This window comes from Roseovarius nitratireducens, assembly GCF_002925845.1.
GTDB classification, from domain to species: domain Bacteria; phylum Pseudomonadota; class Alphaproteobacteria; order Rhodobacterales; family Rhodobacteraceae; genus Roseovarius; species Roseovarius nitratireducens.
In genome coordinates, this window is sequence record NZ_PDNI01000069.1 from 1 (window position 1) to 17,085 (window position 17,085).

General features: G+C 61.3%; 16 protein-coding genes. 11 read left to right on the forward strand and 5 right to left on the reverse strand.

Going from position 1 to position 17,085, the window contains the following annotated elements; translation table 11 throughout:
* The 6 genes from CRJ03_RS14895 to CRJ03_RS14920 all read left to right on the forward strand — a co-directional run.
* Positions 1-189 (forward strand): hypothetical protein (locus tag CRJ03_RS14895; RefSeq protein WP_206018383.1); only part of this gene is annotated, 189 nt, incomplete at its 5' end.
* Between the two features lie 294 nt (positions 190-483).
* Entirely contained in the window at positions 484-1,542 is a 1,059-nt protein-coding gene (locus CRJ03_RS14900) for a class I SAM-dependent methyltransferase (protein WP_104019672.1), read from the forward strand.
* Positions 1,543-3,975: a glycosyltransferase gene (locus tag CRJ03_RS14905; RefSeq protein ID WP_104019673.1), complete on the forward strand. Its 2,433-nt coding sequence runs from the start codon at positions 1,543-1,545 to the stop codon at positions 3,973-3,975.
* Positions 3,976-3,978: 3 nt separating this feature from the next.
* Positions 3,979-5,277 carry a glycosyltransferase family protein gene (locus CRJ03_RS14910; protein ID WP_104019674.1) on the forward strand — a complete coding sequence of 433 codons (1,299 nt, stop codon included), beginning with the start codon at positions 3,979-3,981 and terminating at the stop codon, positions 5,275-5,277.
* Between the two features lie 26 nt (positions 5,278-5,303).
* Complete coding sequence (locus tag CRJ03_RS14915) at positions 5,304-6,722, forward strand: glycosyltransferase (protein ID WP_104019675.1); 1,419 nt, start codon at positions 5,304-5,306, stop codon at positions 6,720-6,722.
* A 122-nt stretch (positions 6,723-6,844) separates the two neighbouring features.
* Positions 6,845-7,717, forward strand: a complete 873-nt coding sequence (locus tag CRJ03_RS14920; RefSeq protein WP_104019676.1) for a class I SAM-dependent methyltransferase — start codon at positions 6,845-6,847, stop codon at positions 7,715-7,717.
* Between the two features lie 118 nt (positions 7,718-7,835).
* Here CRJ03_RS14920 and CRJ03_RS14925 read toward each other — a convergent pair whose 3' ends face one another.
* A complete protein-coding gene (locus tag CRJ03_RS14925) occupies positions 7,836-9,614 on the reverse strand; it encodes an ABC transporter ATP-binding protein (RefSeq protein ID WP_104019677.1) in 1,779 nt (592 codons plus the stop codon).
* A 190-nt stretch (positions 9,615-9,804) separates the two neighbouring features.
* Here CRJ03_RS14925 and CRJ03_RS19735 point away from each other — a divergent pair, with 190 nt between their 5' ends.
* Positions 9,805-10,398: a trypsin-like serine peptidase gene (locus tag CRJ03_RS19735; protein WP_165375333.1), complete on the forward strand. Its 594-nt coding sequence runs from the start codon at positions 9,805-9,807 to the stop codon at positions 10,396-10,398.
* A 184-nt stretch (positions 10,399-10,582) separates the two neighbouring features.
* Positions 10,583-11,107 (forward strand): BLUF domain-containing protein, encoded by a 525-nt coding sequence (locus CRJ03_RS14930; RefSeq protein ID WP_165375334.1) that lies wholly within the window; start codon positions 10,583-10,585, stop codon positions 11,105-11,107.
* Positions 11,108-11,191: 84 nt separating this feature from the next.
* On the opposite strand, the gene CRJ03_RS14935 is transcribed toward CRJ03_RS14930, so the two are convergent.
* The 3 genes from CRJ03_RS14935 to CRJ03_RS14945 form a co-directional block, all read right to left on the reverse strand.
* A complete protein-coding gene (locus CRJ03_RS14935; RefSeq protein ID WP_104019679.1) occupies positions 11,192-11,524 on the reverse strand; it encodes a type II toxin-antitoxin system HicB family antitoxin in 333 nt (110 codons plus the stop codon).
* Positions 11,521-11,643, reverse strand: a complete 123-nt coding sequence (locus tag CRJ03_RS20355; RefSeq protein WP_240611690.1) for a hypothetical protein — start codon at positions 11,641-11,643, stop codon at positions 11,521-11,523. Before CRJ03_RS20355 ends, CRJ03_RS14935 begins: the two co-directional genes overlap by 4 nt.
* A gap of 277 nt (positions 11,644-11,920) precedes the next feature.
* Positions 11,921-12,997: a phosphotransferase gene (locus CRJ03_RS14945; RefSeq protein WP_104019680.1), complete on the reverse strand. Its 1,077-nt coding sequence runs from the start codon at positions 12,995-12,997 to the stop codon at positions 11,921-11,923.
* An 83-nt stretch (positions 12,998-13,080) separates the two neighbouring features.
* On the opposite strand from CRJ03_RS14945, the gene CRJ03_RS14950 reads away from it, so the two are divergent.
* The 3 genes from CRJ03_RS14950 to CRJ03_RS14960 all read left to right on the forward strand — a co-directional run bounded on the left by CRJ03_RS14950 (position 13,081) and on the right by CRJ03_RS14960 (position 15,129).
* Positions 13,081-14,355, forward strand: coding sequence for a glycosyltransferase family 4 protein (locus CRJ03_RS14950; protein ID WP_104019681.1), 1,275 nt, complete (start codon positions 13,081-13,083; stop codon positions 14,353-14,355).
* A gap of 211 nt (positions 14,356-14,566) precedes the next feature.
* Positions 14,567-14,845 (forward strand): CopG family ribbon-helix-helix protein, encoded by a 279-nt coding sequence (locus tag CRJ03_RS14955; protein WP_104019682.1) that lies wholly within the window; start codon positions 14,567-14,569, stop codon positions 14,843-14,845.
* Complete coding sequence (locus tag CRJ03_RS14960) at positions 14,833-15,129, forward strand: type II toxin-antitoxin system RelE/ParE family toxin (protein WP_104019683.1); 297 nt, start codon at positions 14,833-14,835, stop codon at positions 15,127-15,129. Before CRJ03_RS14955 ends, CRJ03_RS14960 begins: the two co-directional genes overlap by 13 nt.
* A 182-nt stretch (positions 15,130-15,311) precedes the next feature.
* Here CRJ03_RS14960 and CRJ03_RS14965 read toward each other — a convergent pair whose 3' ends face one another.
* Entirely contained in the window at positions 15,312-17,024 is a 1,713-nt protein-coding gene (locus CRJ03_RS14965) for a hypothetical protein (RefSeq protein ID WP_104019684.1), read from the reverse strand.
* Positions 17,025-17,085 lie beyond the last annotated feature (61 nt).

Consider the following 17,085-nt stretch of genomic DNA (forward strand, 5'->3'; position numbering starts at 1 on the left):
ATCAAGGGGATGAGCGATGTCGACAATGCACGTGCCGTCATGGACGCCTTTGGCGACCAGGCAGGTGCTGATCTGACGGCCGGCAAGACTGTCGTCGATAATGCCTACAGCGCCGCTCTGGACCCGGATAACGGGGAATTTCTGCTCAACCTTGTCGGTGTCATTGACGACCCCTTCGTCGGACTTTGACGAACCAAGGGGTGCTCATTCGAGGTCAGATATCAGCGGGCTGCCCCCTGTCTTGAAACCGAAAACCTGATCCATCAGATGCCGGGACCGAACGCCTACATCGGTTCAGGTTGCACAGTGGCGTAGCTTACGTGTAATGAAGCGTGCATTTGACCATTTCGAAGGCTTGCCGGCTTGCCACCTTCTTCCAAGTCCTCCCGGGTTCAGATCGTGCGGCCTTCCGGCTCAGAGCGCCTGGAGACCGGCGCCCCGGAGGGTGTCTCGAAGCGAGCCCGACGCCCGAAAGGGGAATCCGTGTCTGTTCTCAAGCGCTTCGAACGATACATTTCTGCCTTCTTCAAGCTCGGCCGCATCGAACGCATTGCCAAGCAGGCTAATCATGCGGCGCAACAAAATGCGGACCGTATAGAAACCTTGTCGCAGCAGAACGCGGACCGTATAGAATCCTTATCACGACAGAATGCAGACAGGATCGCATCCTTTTCACAAGAGCTGAGGGCCGCCATCAGAGAGCAGACCGCGTGGATGGAAGGTCGGCTGGCCGAGCAATCCCTGCACGACAACGAGTTGTCGCGCCGCCTGGACAGGCTTCTCCTGGACCGTGCTCCGCTTGCTGCCGAGGACCAGCCCAAGGCATCCGACGGCGATCCCGGCGAGACATCCGAAGGGTTCGCGCTTTTCCTCGATACCTTCTACAACCGTCTCGAGAACCGGTTTCGCGGCAGCCAGGAGGACATCCTCAACCGGCTCGCGGTGTATCAGCCCGATGTCGAGGCCGCGGCGATCCGGACCGGCGGGAAACCGGCGCTCGATCTCGGGTGTGGGCGCGGGGAATGGCTGGAGCTCATGCGTCGGCTGGACATCCCGGCCTCGGGCATCGATCTGAACGCAGCGCAGATCGCCGAGGCGCGGGAAGCCGGTCTTGCGGTCGAGGAGATGGACGCAAGGGCGGCCCTTGCGAAGGCCGATGACGACAGCCTTTCCGTGATCAGCGCGCATCACCTCATCGAGCACATTCCGTTCAGGGACGTGGCCTGGATCGCGCGGGAAGCGCTGCGCGTCCTGGCGCCGGGCGGGCTGCTCATTTTCGAGACCCCGAATCCGCGGAACGTGCTGGTGGGCGCGACCTCGTTTCACAACGATCCCACGCATTTGCGCCCGTTGACGGACCCCGTGCTCGGCGTGCTCCTTGAGACCGCGGGCTATCACCCGGTGGAGATCCGGTTCCTGCATCCGCACGAACGGCTGGACGAGTTCATCAACCGGCCGGGATTCGACCCGGAGCTGGCGCACCTTCTTTTCGGACCGCAGGACCTGGCCATGATCGGGCAGAAACCGCGAAGGAATTCCTGAATGCGGGTCGGCCTCCTCCAGACCCAGGTGCCCTTCGTGACGGGCGGTGCCGAGCGCCACAGCGCCAACCTGTGCGTGGCCTTGCGGGAGCACGGCCACGAGGTGGCCGAAATCACCCTGCCCTTCAAATGGTATCCTGGTGAAACGCTCGTCGACAGCATCCTCGCCGCGCGGCTCACGGACCTCTCCGAGACCGAGGGCGTGCCGACGGATCTCATGATCGGCCTGCGGTTCCCGGCCTATCTTGCCCGGCATCCCAACAAGGTCTTCTGGATCATCCACCAGTTCAGGCAGGCCTATGACCAATGGGATACGGGCGTCTCGGAGCTGCTCGAGGACCCGGAGGGGGAGGCCGTCCGCCATCTCGTGCGCGCCGAGGACCGCAAGGCGTTCGCCGAGACGGCGCACCCCGTCTACGCCAATTCCGCGACCGTCGCGCAAAGATTGCAGACCCATCTCGGGCAGAAGGCGACGCCGCTCTATCACCCGCCGCCGAATGCCGGCCTGCTGTCACAGGGGCCTTTCGGGGATTACCTGTTCGCCCCGGGACGCCTGAATCCGTCGAAACGCCCCGAGCTCCTGTTGCAGGCCCTGGCCCGCACGACCCCGCCCCTGCGGCTGGTCATCGCCGGCGTGGCCGGGAACCCGGCTTACCTGGACAGGTTGCGTGCCCTGGCCGACGATCTTGGCGTGGCGGGTCGCGTCGAATGGCTGGGCGGGATCGATGATGACACCATGCGCATGACCTATGCCAATGCGCGCGCGGTGGTGTTCGTGCCGCAGGACGAGGATTACGGCTACATTACGCTTGAGGCCATGCTGTCGGGGAAACCCGTCATCACGACCGGGGATGCCGGCGGGCCGCTCGAGTTCGTGACCAATGGCAAGCACGGTCTGGTCTGCGCCCCCTCTCCCGCCGCGCTCGCGGAGGGTTTCGAGACCGTGATGCAGGATAGGCGGCTGGCCGAGCGCATGGGAGCCGCCGGACACGAGAGATACCGCAAGCTCGATATCAGCTGGGATCACGTGGTCGAGACGCTGACCGGCCGGTCCCGCCCGCGGGATGCGCTGCGCCCGGCGATGATGCCCGGACCGGCCGGTGGCAAAGAGGGCACGGATCAGGCAGAAGCGACCCGCGCCGATGCCGTTTCCCGTCTTCGCGCTGCGATCGCGCCGGCGCAGACCCCGCATGTAGAACTGCCTTTCCAGTCCATGTCCGATGTGCTCTCGGCCTATGATTTCGAGACGTTGCCTCCCGCAGGGGATTCACGTGGGGATGATCCTAACACAACCCCTCCCGACACCGGGCTCGCGGCATATCTCGATACCCATTGGACGCGCTTTCTGACCACCCTGGACATGGTTGTCGCCCTCGACCCCGAAACGGTCCTCGATGTCGGTGTCTTCCCTCCACTGGCCTTCGAGGCCATGATGGCTACCGCCCTGCCCGGCGTTCAGATGCATGGTGTCTGGGAGGGACCCGAACCCTATTACCAGAAGGTCAGGAGCCGCAATGACAGCCTGCCCGACTTCGACATTCTCCTGAGTCCGGCCAATATCGAGCAGGATCGACTGCCTCATGAGTCGGAAAGTTTCGACCTCGTGCTAGGCATGGAAATTTTCGAGCATCTTGCCTTAGACCCCTATTTTTTTCTTTCCGAAGCTTGCCGCGTTCTCAAGCCTGGTGGCCATATTCTGCTATCGACCCCGAATATCGTGAGCCATCGCGGTGTCTGGAAAACCCTGAACGGCCAATCTGCCTATTCCTTTGGCCTGTTCGTGCCGACAGGTGGCGTATACGGGCGGCACAATCGCGAATACGCCCCTCTTGAAGTCGAAACCCTGGCAAAATCCGCCGGCTTTGAAACCGACATTCTGAAGACCGTGGACGTCTATGACGACGCGATTGATCCGGGAACGGCGGAATTGCTGTGCGCGCGCGATGACTCCCTTGCATTGCGCGGCGAGACGATCTTTTACGTGGGGCGTAAAATCGGCATTCCCACGGGAGTTCCCGCAGGCTTCTATCACGGGGATCCGGAACGAATGTCGGGCGCGCTTCACGTCGCCGGGCACGACCCGCAAACCGGTCTGGTGCGTGTACAGGTGACCAATCACAGCCCCAGCTGGTGGCCACAAGCCGAGGGTTATGCAACCTGCCTGCTGGCCGAGTGGGTCGACCCGAACGGCGTCTTGCGACACACCAATGCCTTCCTGCCCCTGACCGACACGCTTGGTCCCGGAGCGAGCCTGACAATCGGATTACGTCTGGACGCCGGCACGGAGACCGCCGCCCCGCCGACACTCGGCACGCTCCGTCTCGAATTGTTCCAGAAGGGCGTGGGGCGGTTTTCGGGCACGGGGCGGGCCAAGGGCATCACCCTGCCCTGCTCCGAGGACGCCTTCGTCCGGCTGGTCCGCCGGAGCGCCTGACCGATGCCCGGCGATCGCCCCCGTATCCACTGGGTTTCTCCCCTGCCTCCCGCGGAGACGGACATCGCCCACTACACGCTACGCATCCTGCCCGAACTCGCCGAGCGGGCCGACCTGACACTCTGGACCGACGCGGAGACCTGGGATGCCGGGCTGGAAACCTTCTGCCCGGTTCGGCACCTGGATCCGCACCGGATCGTGCCGGGGCAGATGCGGCCGACCGGATCGCACGGGGACCGTCCCGGCACGGTCTTCATCAATATCGGGAATGCATGGTGCTTCCACGCGGGCCTGCTTGCCCTCGCCCGGCGCATGCCCTCCGTCATCGTCCTGCATGACCTCGCATTGCAGGAAATGTTCTGTGATGCCGTCCACCACGGCCTCTTGGTGCGCGACAGCTACCTGACCTCCATGCAGCACTGGTATGGCGAGGACGGCTGGAACGCGGCGCAACAGGTGCTCGGAGGCACGCAGAGCGCCGTGGAACTGGGCCAACGATTCCCGGGCTTCGAATTGACGATGGAGAACGCGGCTGCGGTGCTGACGCATACGCCCGCGGCGTCGCAGGCGGTCGCCGCCCGCGGATTCCTTCCGGCCTATCGGCTCGACCTGCCCTTTCGGGTAACGGGACCGGCTTACAGCGACCGATCCATGCAAGGGCCGCTTCGCCTTGTCCAGTTCGGCCATATCGGCCCCAACCGGCGCCTGGAGCAGGTGCTGGAGGCCCTGGCCGACATGGGGCCGGATTTCGATTTCGTCCTCGATATCGCGGGCAAGCTTTGGAACCCCGAACTGATCGACGCGCGGTGCGAGGCTCTGGGAATCTCCGGGAAGGTGCGCCGACATGGCTATGTTCTCGAAGCGGAGCTCGATGCGCTGCTCGGCCGGGCCCATCTCGTCTTCAACCTCCGTCATCCGACCATGGGCGAGGCCTCCGGTAGCCAGCTGCGTATCTGGAACGCGGCCGCGGCTTCGGTGGTGACAGACCAGGGCTGGTATCACGATCTGCCCGAAGACGCAGTCTTCCGCGTGCCCGTCGATGACGATGTGGCCGCGCTGCGCACTCTTCTGGAACGGCTCGACAAGGACAGAACCATCGGCCAGTCTCTGGGGGCTGCGGGATACGCGCGCCTCGTTGAACGTCACGGCCCCGCACAGTATGCCGATGGCATCGCCGAGGTGGCGCGCGCCTTCGAGGCCGATACCCGGGAGGCGGTTCTTGCCCATGCCGCCCGGCGGCTCCTGTCGCGCGGCGCGGAGGACACGGGCCTGGTCCGGCGGCGGCTGGCACGGTTTTTCTGAACAGCTTTTGTGACAGGACAGTTTACATGACCCGTTATATCTTTGATGTAACAGCCCTCAGGCAATATATCGCCCGCCATCCGAGCCTGTCGGGCATCCAGCGGGTCAGCGTGATGACGATCGACCGCGCGCGCCGGAAGATCGGCGCGGATCATGTCTGGCTCGGCTATCATGACCGTGCGTCCGACAGCTACAGGGTTTGCCCCTGCCCGGACGATACCGCGTGTGATCTGACCGATTACGCGGGATTGTGCGACCTGCTACACATCACCCCGAGCTTGCTGTCCCTTCCGGGGATGGAGAAATACGCCAAGGGCTCCGTCAAGCGGCGCTTCCACGTATGGAGCAGGGACCTGCGCGCGGCTCTCGGGGACAGGCGGTATTTCCGGCACCGGAATCTGTCTCTGGAGGACTGGAAGGCTGCCCGTGCAAAGCTCTCCGCGAGTCAAAGCACCAGTTATCCCCATGAAGGCCTCGAACATGTTGCACGCCCCGGGGACCAGTTTGTTCTTTTGGACAACGCGTGGCATCCGAAGGGTCTGGAACCATGGCTGAAGCATGCCCGAACGCAGCTCGGCCTGGATGTCTGCGTCCTGCTTCACGACCTGATCCCGCTCGTGACGCCGCAATACACCGAAGGCGATATCTGCCACCGTTTCCACGACTGGCTGGTGCGCTCCACCGGGTATGTCACGTGTTTTCTCGCCAATTCGGAAAGCACGGGTCGCGATTTGCGCGGCTTTCTGCAAAGCCAGGGTGCAGACCTGCCCGTCCGGGTGGTCCCGCTCGCGCAGGCCCCCCTGCACGATGCCCCCGGTACTACCGGCCAGTCCCCCGAAACCGAAAGCCCCTATGCCGCCTTCCGCGAGGGCGCGGGAATGCCCGATCACATCCGGGCCCTGACCAAGACACCCTATGTCCTGGTGGTCGGAACCCTGGAGGTACGCAAGAACCTGTGGCAGGTCGCGACCGTCTGGGACAGGCTGCGCAGGCAATCCGGTCGCGCCCTGCCGAAGCTCGTTTTCGCCGGTCGCCGCGGCTGGCTGAACGACGATTTCGACAGGCTCATGCAGGCGACCGGCCAGCTCGGCGGGTGGGCCGAGATCGTCCCCGGGCCAAGCGACGACGTGCTGGCCTTTCTCTACCGCAACTGCTTGTTCACGATCACCGCGAGCTTCTACGAAGGCTGGGGCTTGCCGATCGGCGAGAGCCTCGCATACGGCAAGACGGCGGTGGTGTCGGAAACATCCTCGATGCCCGAGGTCGGCGGCGACATGGTGGAATACTGCGACCCGCACAGTCTCGACAGCATCGAGGCGGCGTGCCTGCGGCTTATCGACGACCCCGACCACCGGGCCGCTCTGGAAGCGCGGATCGCCGCCGCGCACCTGCGCAGCTGGGATGATGTCGCCCATGACATGCTGGAGGCTGTGCGCGCCTGCTGATCTCAGGGTAGGAAAGCATTCCCCTACCGGATATAAGTCAGCGGGAAGAACGCGGGCAGTATTTTTGTCTTGGCCAAAATACAGCGAAAAAGCGCACGGCCTGAGGACATTGGAGCAATCTCATGATCAAGGTTTTTGATAGGTTTTTCGGAAATTCCGCCACTACAGAAGAACCTTGCTCCAGCGGCTCTCAGAATCTTGAGGACGCATATGCGATCATCATGCGGCATGTGACTGCTCCACCTCTGAGGATTGATACCCATGTCGACCAGGACACGTTTCAGCGCTTGCTGAAACGCGTCGAGACGACATGGGCGCGTCTAGGTCAGGAAGATGCCCACTGGTCAGTCATTACAGACGACAGGTTCCGGAAGCACAGCATCAATGGTCACATCGATGATTTTTTTGCTATGGGGGAAGTCGATATTGCGCGTATGGAGGCATCTCTCGCGAGAGCAGGTGTAGCCCTGTCGGACATCGAGACCGCGATGGATTTCGGGTGCGGTGTCGGGCGCCTGTCGATCCCGCTGGCCCGGAAAACCGGCCACGTCCTGGGAGTCGACATCTCTGCGGCACATTTGCAGGAGGCCAAAGCCAATGTCGAAAACATCGGGTGTCGTAACGTTGAGTTTTTCAAGGCAAGTTCCGTAGCAGATATAAGAGATCTGCAGAAATTCGATTTGGTCATCAGCCTCATTGTTCTGCAGCACAACCCCCCGCCTGTTATGCTCGAGATACTGAACGCGCTCTGCGCGCGCGTTAAACTGGGGGGATATCTGTATATTCAAGCGCAGACATATCGATCCGGATACCACTATAGCGTGCAAGAAGATCTGTCGGATTCGTCCGACAAGATGGAAATGCATGTGCTTCCACAGCATCTGTTTCTGCAGACCATCCAAGATAACGGTCTGACCATTCTGGAGGTTATGGAAGACGGGGCCGCATGGAGTCTGGATTACAGGTCACAGGTCGTTGTTGCTCACAAGAGGTGATGCAGGGTAACGCGCTCGGCCGTCGAGAAGTGCCACAGCTGGAGTCTTGGACTTTTGAGGTCAATCAAACCACGCTATAATTGAACAGGCTTGGCGGGCTGGTCTTGACCTGACCCTCTTAACCATACCCCTGCTTCTGCGCGCCATACATCGATGCATAGAGCCCGTCAGACGCGATCAGATCCGCGTGGGTGCCCTCTTCGACGATCTGGCCGCTCTCCATCACATAGATCCAGTCGGCATCGGTGACCGAACTCAGGCGGTGGGTGACGATGAGTGTTGTCTTGCCCTCCCCGAGCGTTGCCAATGTGTCGCGGATACGCTGCTCGGTGCGCTGGTCGAGCGCCGAGGTCGCCTCGTCCAGCATTAGGATCGGGGCCGACCGCAGGAAGGCCCGGGCGATCGCGATACGCTGTTTCTGCCCGCCGGAGAGCTGCGCCCCCTTGGGGCCGACCGGCGCATCTCCGCGCGCACGGATCAGATCCGCGATGGCAGCCCGCTCTGCCGCCTCCCAGATCGCCTCGTCCGAGGCGTCGGGGCAAACATAGCGAATATTCTCCCAGATGGAATTGTTGAAGATGACGATGTCCTGGGCGACAACGGAAAACGACTGGCGCAGCGTCCGTATCCTGATCTTCTCGATCGGCGTGTCGCCGATGGTGATCTGGCCGCTGCCGACATTGTAGAGCCTGGCAATGAGGCTGAGGATCGTGGTTTTTCCCGAGCCCGTCGATCCCACGATGGCCGTAGTCTTGCCGCCCTTGAAGGTCATGCTGAGCCCGTCGAAGAGAGGCGCGTTCTTGGAATAACCGAACGCGACATCGCGCAGGACGATGTCACCCGAGGTGTCGAACTCATCGATGACATCCGGAGCATCGGTGATCGTCGGAGTTTCCCGGAAAAGCGAATGCACCCCTTCGAGCAGGATGAGATGCGCCTGCAGCTTGGTGAAGAACTGCGCCACCATCCGGGCGGGATCGAACAGGAGCACCAGGCCGAGCAGGAAGGTGATCACCCCGGCACCATCGAGATCATAGGCCGGGCTCAACGCCATGTAGCCGCCACCGCCGATCACCAGGACATAGGCGAAGGCGGAAGACAGGTCGATGGAGGGCAGGACCATGGCCTGCGCCGCTTGCAGCCGGATCGAGAGGTTGCGGATTTCCCGCGCGGCCGTGCGCAGCCGCGTGCTCTCGCTTGGCTCCTGGCTGGAGATTTTCACGGTGCGCATGCCGCCCGCCATCTCCTCGATGCCGGTCATGTAATTACCCATGGCGCTCTCGGCATTCTCCTGGATCGTCTTGATGCGCTCGGACACCATGAGCATGATCAGGATGATAACCGGAATGATGATCACCGCCGCCAGGAAAAGTTGCGGCGAGAGATAGATGAGGTACCCCGAGATGATGATGACGGTGACGGCGTCACGCACGGCATTGACCGTGGCCTGTCCGACGAACAGGCTCAGGTCCTGGGCCTGGTTAACCATCCTCAGGATGATCTCCCCGGATTTTGTCCGTTCGAAATAGGACAGATCCAGCAGCATGAGGTGGTTGATCATGTCGTCACGCATCTCCAGCACGGCGTTGCTGGCCAGCCAGACCGACAGCCGCGGGCTGAGATAGGACATCAGTCCGCGCACGGCGAACAGGAAGAACACGATGACGCAAACGCGGGCAAGCTCCCAAGCGTTGCCACTTTCGAAAATCACCCGCAGGCCGCTTTCCGTCAGGGCCAGGAATTGCTGGTAGGCCACGCCCTGGATCAGGATCGCGACCAGAACCACCAGGAGCCACGGGGACTTGCTCTTCAGGTAGTTGTCCCAGAACCAGCGCAGGTTCTTTCGGTCCTGTGCAGAAAAGAGAGGTCTGGCCCTGCGGAATCTGCTGAAAACCATGCCATCTTGTTCCTGTATCAAGGACCGGAAGGCCCGCTACGCCGCCAAACCCGCACAGATCCCGTTCAAGCTCGCGTGTCCTTTGACAAGGGGGAGCCATATGACAGATTGCCCAGGGAATAAAGCGATCCGTTTCCTGATTACAGCCCGTCTCGTGCCACCAGCGGTGCGCCGCTTGGTCCTTGTCTGCATGGCCCTGATCCTTGTTGGCGGGCCCGGGGCGTGGGGCGAGACCCGCATCCCCCCCGACCCCCGGATCGCCCGGCTGAATCATGCCGGTTTCAAGACGAGAGGGTATTGCACGGGGTTCGCCACGCGGGATGGACAGGTGGTCACGGCCGCGCATTGCCTGCCGAAAGTACGGACCGATACCGTTCACATCCTTCTGGGATACGAGACCGGCCGGTTGGAGCAACATATCCGGACACCGGCCACGTCCTACCGGATCATGAAGGGGCGCGACATCGCCGCCCTGTGCGACATCGAAGGCGATCCTGACGGATTTCGCCTGACCGACGCGCCCCTGACGCCGGGCACACGGGTGGAGGTGCAGGGATACGGCGCGCCGAGGGCGCATGCGCTGCAGAAAACCGCCTGTTCGATTCAATCCATGTCAGGGGAGACCCTGATGCGGCTCGATTGCCCCCTGCCCCCGGGAACATCCGGCGCGCCGGTGACGCTGACGGGATCACGCGATGTCATCGGGGTCGTCTCGGCAAGCTCCGCCACGGGCAGCCTCGCATACCGGTTGTCCGCGGATAAGGCAGAGCGACTGTGCAAGTAACGGCGCACCGGGTGACGCTGACGGGGCATGTCGACCGAGACGAGGCTTGTCCCGCTTGACCGGGCGGGATTGTCATGCGACCCGTGATCCGATCTCGTATATGAAGAGAATGAGTGAAACTCGCGTTCGAGGAACAGGTCGGGACATCTCCCGATTTTCAAATCACCTGGCAGGAAGGCGAAAAATGCAGGATTTGGTGGGCATCGCGTATTGCTCCAGGCCGACGGGGTTCTCGTTCGACCAAGTCGACGAGATACTGCGGGTCTCGCAGCGGAACAATGACCGCGATGCGCTCACGGGTGCATTGATCTACGACAACACCACCTTCCTGCAATGGCTCGAAGGCGGCGAGGAAGAGATCCGTCGCGTGTTCGGGCGCATATCGCGCGATCCCCGTCATGCCGACATCAAGCTCCTGACCGTGCGCAAGCTGGAGGATCGCTGGTTCCCGGACTGGTCGATGACGGCCGCGGTGACACAGGATCAGGCGTTGCGCGGCCTCAAGCTGGTTCCGCACCTCTCGCTGTCCAGGTTCGACCCCCATGAATGGTCCGACGAGGATGTCACCTGCTTCATGACGGCGCTGAGTGATTACCTGACCCGGCGGCCCGCCCCGAAATCGGAAAGAGTGCAGGAGCGGGTAACCCCGCGCAAGCCGGCAAGCGACCCGGTGGCGAGCCTCGACCGTCACCTGGGCAGGAGAATTTAAGCCAACCGCACGAGGCGCCATACCTGATTGGTTGTGGCCCTTCCTTGCTATCCCGTATCAGTTGGCGGAGGACGCGAAGGCGGGTTACCCTGCGGCTCGGTCGAGCACTTCCTCGGCCCACTGGTTCAGGCTCTTGCCAGACAGCTCGGCAGCCATCGCGGCCTTGCGGTGGACGTCAGGGCTGATCCGGAACATGACCTGCCCTGAATAGGTCTTCTGCGGCTCCTTGCCGATCTGGGCGCAAGTCTCGATGTAATCTTCGACAGCCTTATGGAAGGCATCGCGCAGCCCTTCCACGGTATCGGCATGAAAGCCCACCCCGTCGCGGATACCGGCAATCCGGCCCGTGAAAATCCCGTCTTCGTCGTCATATTCGATCCGGGCGGCATAGCCCTTGTAGGTCATGGTGTTGGTCATGGTCTCACTCCGATCCGTTCCAGGAAGTCGCGGGCATCGCGCACCTGGTATCGTTTCGCTTCCTTCGCGGGGTGCGGGCGGTGGAACGTCGCGACCTCGCCATCCTTTTCGAACCGCACCCGTGATCCGCACCCCTGCGGCCAGCAGCAGGCTTTCGACTGCCGCCCATTCGATGGTGCCTGACACCGGATCGGTGAAGACGACGGCAAGGGTCTTGCGGTGCTTGCTGTTCATTGGAGAAATGATAGGCAATGCTAGCGAAAAATGCAAGCATAGTCATAATGGGCCATGATCATCCGGAATGGAACAATTAATTTCAATCTCGGCAATTCAGGTCAGCTCTCGCAGGTACTTGGCAGCCTGTTTTATGCTCGATGCGTCAGAATGTTTTACCGATCATTTTCGAATCCAATTATTGGGATCGCAAACTTCGCCAAACCAATCCACCAAGGGCTCGGTCAATGGATCCATCGAGGCATACTGAGCCGCGTTGCGACATAGATTGCTCATGCTTTCGGGAGAGTAGCCGTGCCTGTCATGTTCAATGAGCATCCCCATCTCTTCGGGGCCCCGCTTATTCCACTGATTCCGTATTACGGACAGGCGCCGTACAGCCCGTAGCGCGGTGAACCGTATAAGAAGTCCGCGAAAGCGTTGTGCCTCCGGCGGGCAAGTTTTGTCGAATATTTGCAACGCTTTCGCAGCAGGCAGCGGGAAGAACTCGTCGGCAAATATGTAAGCAAAATCTTCCACTCCGGCTCGATTACCGTAACGCTCCCAGTCAAACCAGACGATTTGGTCATCTTCGTTGAGCATCGCGTTGCCGAGGCGGGCATCCCAATGGACAAATGTGCGAGGTTTCGCGCTTAAGGACGCGATAAGCGGCTCCACGGCCAGCTTCGGCGGTCGCAGCCCCAGCTGCTTTGAAACGACATCCGGCCTTTGTACGAACATCTTTAACCACGCGGGTCGAGTTCCGACCGGCCGAACCGTCTTTGCGAATTCGCACCGATTGACAGCGACCTTTAGATTCCACAAGCTCTCGAAGGTTCGATGGGTTAGCGCTTCCCGTCGCTTCGGTCCTGCCGTGAGGATCGCCTTGCTCAGGCGGGTATCTCCGGCATCGGACTGTAGTACTATGTCGCCGTGTCGCGCGAAAATTTTCGGCACCAGCCCGTCGCTGTCGGCAAGAGCAGTAAGCAGTTCATATTCCTTGGATCCGCCGAAGTCCGAATTTCTGCGGACCGCGATGATTGTTTCGTCTGAAAAATGGACGCGTACGGCTTTGACAGGAGAGCCGCCCAATATTGTCATGTCGAGAATAGGGCGATCCGTATGCGTTTGAACGGCGGAGACGAAATCGGTCAACTCCTGCCTGCTGTGGATTTCTGAAGCGCCCAAAGCCTTCAACCGACATTCCCCAAGAGACCTGCTGTCGGACGCCAAGGTCGCCTGATTTTGCCAGTTGAACAAGTGTTTTTCGCCTGATTGGTTGTAACTCCTTCTTCCTATCCCGTATCAGATAGCGGAGGACACGAAGGATCAGAAAATTCCCCATGGCCAATGTCGTCTATGACCTGACGGAAGTGTTCGTGGCCTCCACGGGGAAATACCCTTATTACGGCATCGTTCGAGTCGTCGAGGAAATCGGCCGCGAGCTTCACCTGGTCGATCCGGACCTGCGCTTCGCGATCTTCTCGCACGCGCATGACACCTTCTACGAGGTCCATCCGAGCATCGACGCCGAAAGCGGCCGGGTCGAGCTCAACATCCCGAAAGGCGTCAGGCAGATACATCACCTGCGCAAGACGTTCTATTCCAGGAATCGGGTTCGCGACGCCCTGCTGCCCATGGCGCAGATGCTCATCCGCGGAATCAACCGCTCGCGGTGGCGACGGGCGCAGCTGTCCCTCAAGGAACTGGACATGACCGGCAAGACGCTTGTGTCGACGGGGCGCCCGAAACACATGGTCGCGGCCCTCGATGCGCTCGACAGGGCCGGCGTGTCCTGCGAGTTCATTCCGCTGTTGCACGACATGTTTCCCCTGCACGGGTTTTCTCCGAGCAACCCCAAACCCTTCCCCTTGAGCTTCGTCGGCGACAATTGCCGTGTGATCAATCGCGCATCCAGGATCATCGCGATCTCCCGGTGCACGAAAGCCGAAATCGAACGCTTCTCCCGCGATGGTATCCTGCCGCCGTTGCCGGAGGTCGTCACCGTGCCCCTGTGCCATGAATCCCGTGATGGTACGGAACCTGCGGCCGACGACATTCCGGACACGCCGTATCTTCTGACAGTGGGGGCCACGATCGGCCGCAAGAACCTGGAAGCTGTCTTCGAAGCGATGTGCCTGCTGGAAGACTCCGGCGCGCGCCTGCCGCGGCTTGTCCTCGCGGGCGCGCCCCGCAAGCATGTCCGGGACTATCTGAAAAAGGATCGCTACGACCGTATCCGCGCCTTCATCGATATGGTGCCCAGCCCGAACCAGACCAAGCTCAACCAGCTCTACCGGAATGCCATGGCGCTGGTCCTGCCAAGCCGTATCGAGGGATGGGGATTGCCGGCGGGAGAAGCCTTGTGGAACGGAACGCCGGCGATCTGTTCAACGGCGCCCGTGCTCTACGAGGTCTGCGGTGAGCTTGGTCTCTATTTCGACCCCAACAAGCCCGGAGAGCTTGCCGAGATCATCGCGCGCCTGCAAAACGACCGCCAGTTCGTCAAAGACCTTCGGGCGCGCATCGCGGCGTCCGCCGCCAGCCTGCGCACCTGGGGGGATGTCGCCCGTGACGTCAAGCGGGTCTATGAAGGCTGCCCCAGCCGTAAGAAATAGGCCGGAATTCGAGCGATCCAGTCTTGGCACATTGCGACGCCGTCGGGAGGGACATCTGCGCCATCGATAGGGCCCGCTCGGTTCCCCTACCCTCGCGATCTGGGCCTGCCTGACGACGTAGGCTCTGGCCGCGCTGCTGCGGGTCAATGGACAAGTCGGATGCAAACGCCATATAGTAGTGCAAGGTATTACCTTTTGCTCGGAGGGTCGCATGGCATCGGCAACGTCCATCAAGCTGGATGACGACATGAAGGGGCGGGTCCGGCATATCGCCGAGGCTCGGCAACGTACATCGCACTGGATCATGCGCGAGGCCATTGCGCAGTATGTCGAGCGCGAAGAAAAGCGCGAGGCGCTGCGGCAGGAAACCCTCAAGGCATGGGAAGAATTCCGGGAAACCGGGCTGCACGCGACCGCTGAAGAGGTCGATCAATGGCTGGAGAGCTGGGGGACTGAAAACGAACTGCCTGCCCCCAAATGCCGCAAGTGATATTCGCCCCGGCGGCGATCCGGGACTTGCAACGGCTGCGGGGTTTCCTGCGCCCGAAGAACGCGGATGCTGCGCGGCGGGCCGGTGAGGCGATCCGGCAGGGGGTGAATATCCTCGGTACACAGCCCCGCCTCGGCCGGATGGCCGATGACCTTCCCGAACAGTTTCGGGAATGGCTCATCGACTTTGGCGACAGCGGTTATGTCGTCCGGTATCACATCGCCGACGAGACAGTGACGATCCTCGCAATCCGGCACCAGAAGGAAGCAGGCTTCCCGCTCTGACTCATTCGAGTTCAGGCACGACGCTTGCCGTCGATCAGGGCGCGTGTCCCCTGCACCGCAAGCATCAGGCGAGGGCCGCAGGCTACAGACCTGATTAAACACGACACGCTCTGTTTGAGCCCTCACACCGCCTGCCGGGTAGCCGATGAGCCCCCCGGTCAAACGGTTTGATCAGGCGTTCGCTAGCCTACGAGATCATACGCCTCGTAATCGCTGCGCAGGCCGATCGTGGAGATGACGTCGCCGTTTTCCAGCGTCCAGGATGCCGTGAAGGTATCTTCCGTAGCGACGTTGAAGACCTCGGGGTCAAGCAGGATCAGCTCATTGCCGGTTGCGATCATTTCCAGATCGTTGTCCTTCGACATGAGGAAAGTGATGAATTCATATGCCGCATCGTCATACGCCTGGAACTGGTTCTGCTGACCGGATGGGGCTCCGAGGTCCACGTTGATGACATCCTGCTCCGGCTCTCCTGTTTCCAGTGAACCGGTGATCAGGTCCGCAGTCTTTTCCAGCTCCCGGGCGTTCACATCGAAGGTCGCCACCACCGTGTTGTTGTCGAACGTGTACTCACGCGCGTTGGTCTCGAGGTTTCCGGAGACATCCACCAGGCCAAACTTGGAGAGCATCTGAACCACTTGGACCGTTTCCTGGGCCGAGGCGTCGGTTTGCTCCGCGAGCGTGTCCTGCATGGTCTCGGTGTCCAGCGCGGTTTGGGAAACCTCTGCCGAGGGCTGCGCGTCCCGGGGCTGTTCCTGCTCGTGCAGGAATGCGCTGACCTGGTTTTCGATGCCGTCGATAAACGCCTGGACCTGGTTCATCAGGTCAGTACCCTGATGCGCGTCCAGATCCGGGGCACCCGGTTCTTTCTCGTCCCTGGCGGCAAGCGAGACCTGGTCGAAAAACTGTGTCAGGGCCGCGAGGAATTCCTGGGCGCCGTTCTGGACAAGCCCGAGATCATCCAGAATACCAATACCCGCCTCAGCCGCAGTGTCTTGCCCGGAGATCATGGCAAGGATGCTCTCCAGCGTTATCGCATCGACGTCCGGGACTTGCGTTTCCGACATGAACCCGAGCGATATGGCAATGGCGCTCAACCCGATCGCATACGTGTTCTGCCCGATTTTTTCCTCGTTGAACGCGTCCATGTCGTTCGCATTCTGAGACATGAAACTGCCCGGCGTCGCGTCGTCGTCCTGCATGCCCCGGTCTTGCAGGGCCAATTGCAGCGGATCGAAATCGGTGTCCTGGCCGCCGGTCCCCGAGACGGGCACCAGGTCGTCCGAGAGGTCGGGCCCGGAGGCCCCGGCACCCTCTTCCGGCATGATGACGACGAGGTCTTCGGCCGCCATGAACAGGGTCCAGACAAGCGCCGCCAGCATCGTGGAGGGATGCAGGAACACCTTTCCGTTACGTTCCAGCCGGACGACGCGCTGAGAGTCCGATGTGGCGGCCTCGCCGGTCACCTTCCGGGCGGTAAATTCCTCGATCAGCGCATTGAAATCCCGGCCCCGCAGAGGGGCGCTTATGTTGGGGCTGTCGAGGACATAGACACCGTCGAGGCGGCAAAGGTGGATGAAGACGTCGCCGTTGCCGTCACAGAAAAGAAACCAGGGATCGCCCTCGTCGGTGATCCCCCGGTCGATCTCGTTCGGGACGCCCGCCGCGTCCAGAAGCCGCTTGACCCGGAAGAGGTTGGCAAGCTCCTGGTTGGACCAGTCCTTGGCACGAAGTTTTCCAAACTCGAGGTAGGATTTTTTCGTGGGCAGCGGGAACCTGTGGTCGCCTGCGGCGCTTTGATCGTCGTCGAAATGCAGGGTATCATCACCGTCCTGAAGAAACGCCTGGCGTTTCGTTCCCGCATGGTTTTCAGGAAATTTCAGGATGTTGGCCATGGGTGATGGTGCTCTTGCTGTCTCGATTCAAACCGGGGCGAATTCGGCTTGCCTGATCTGT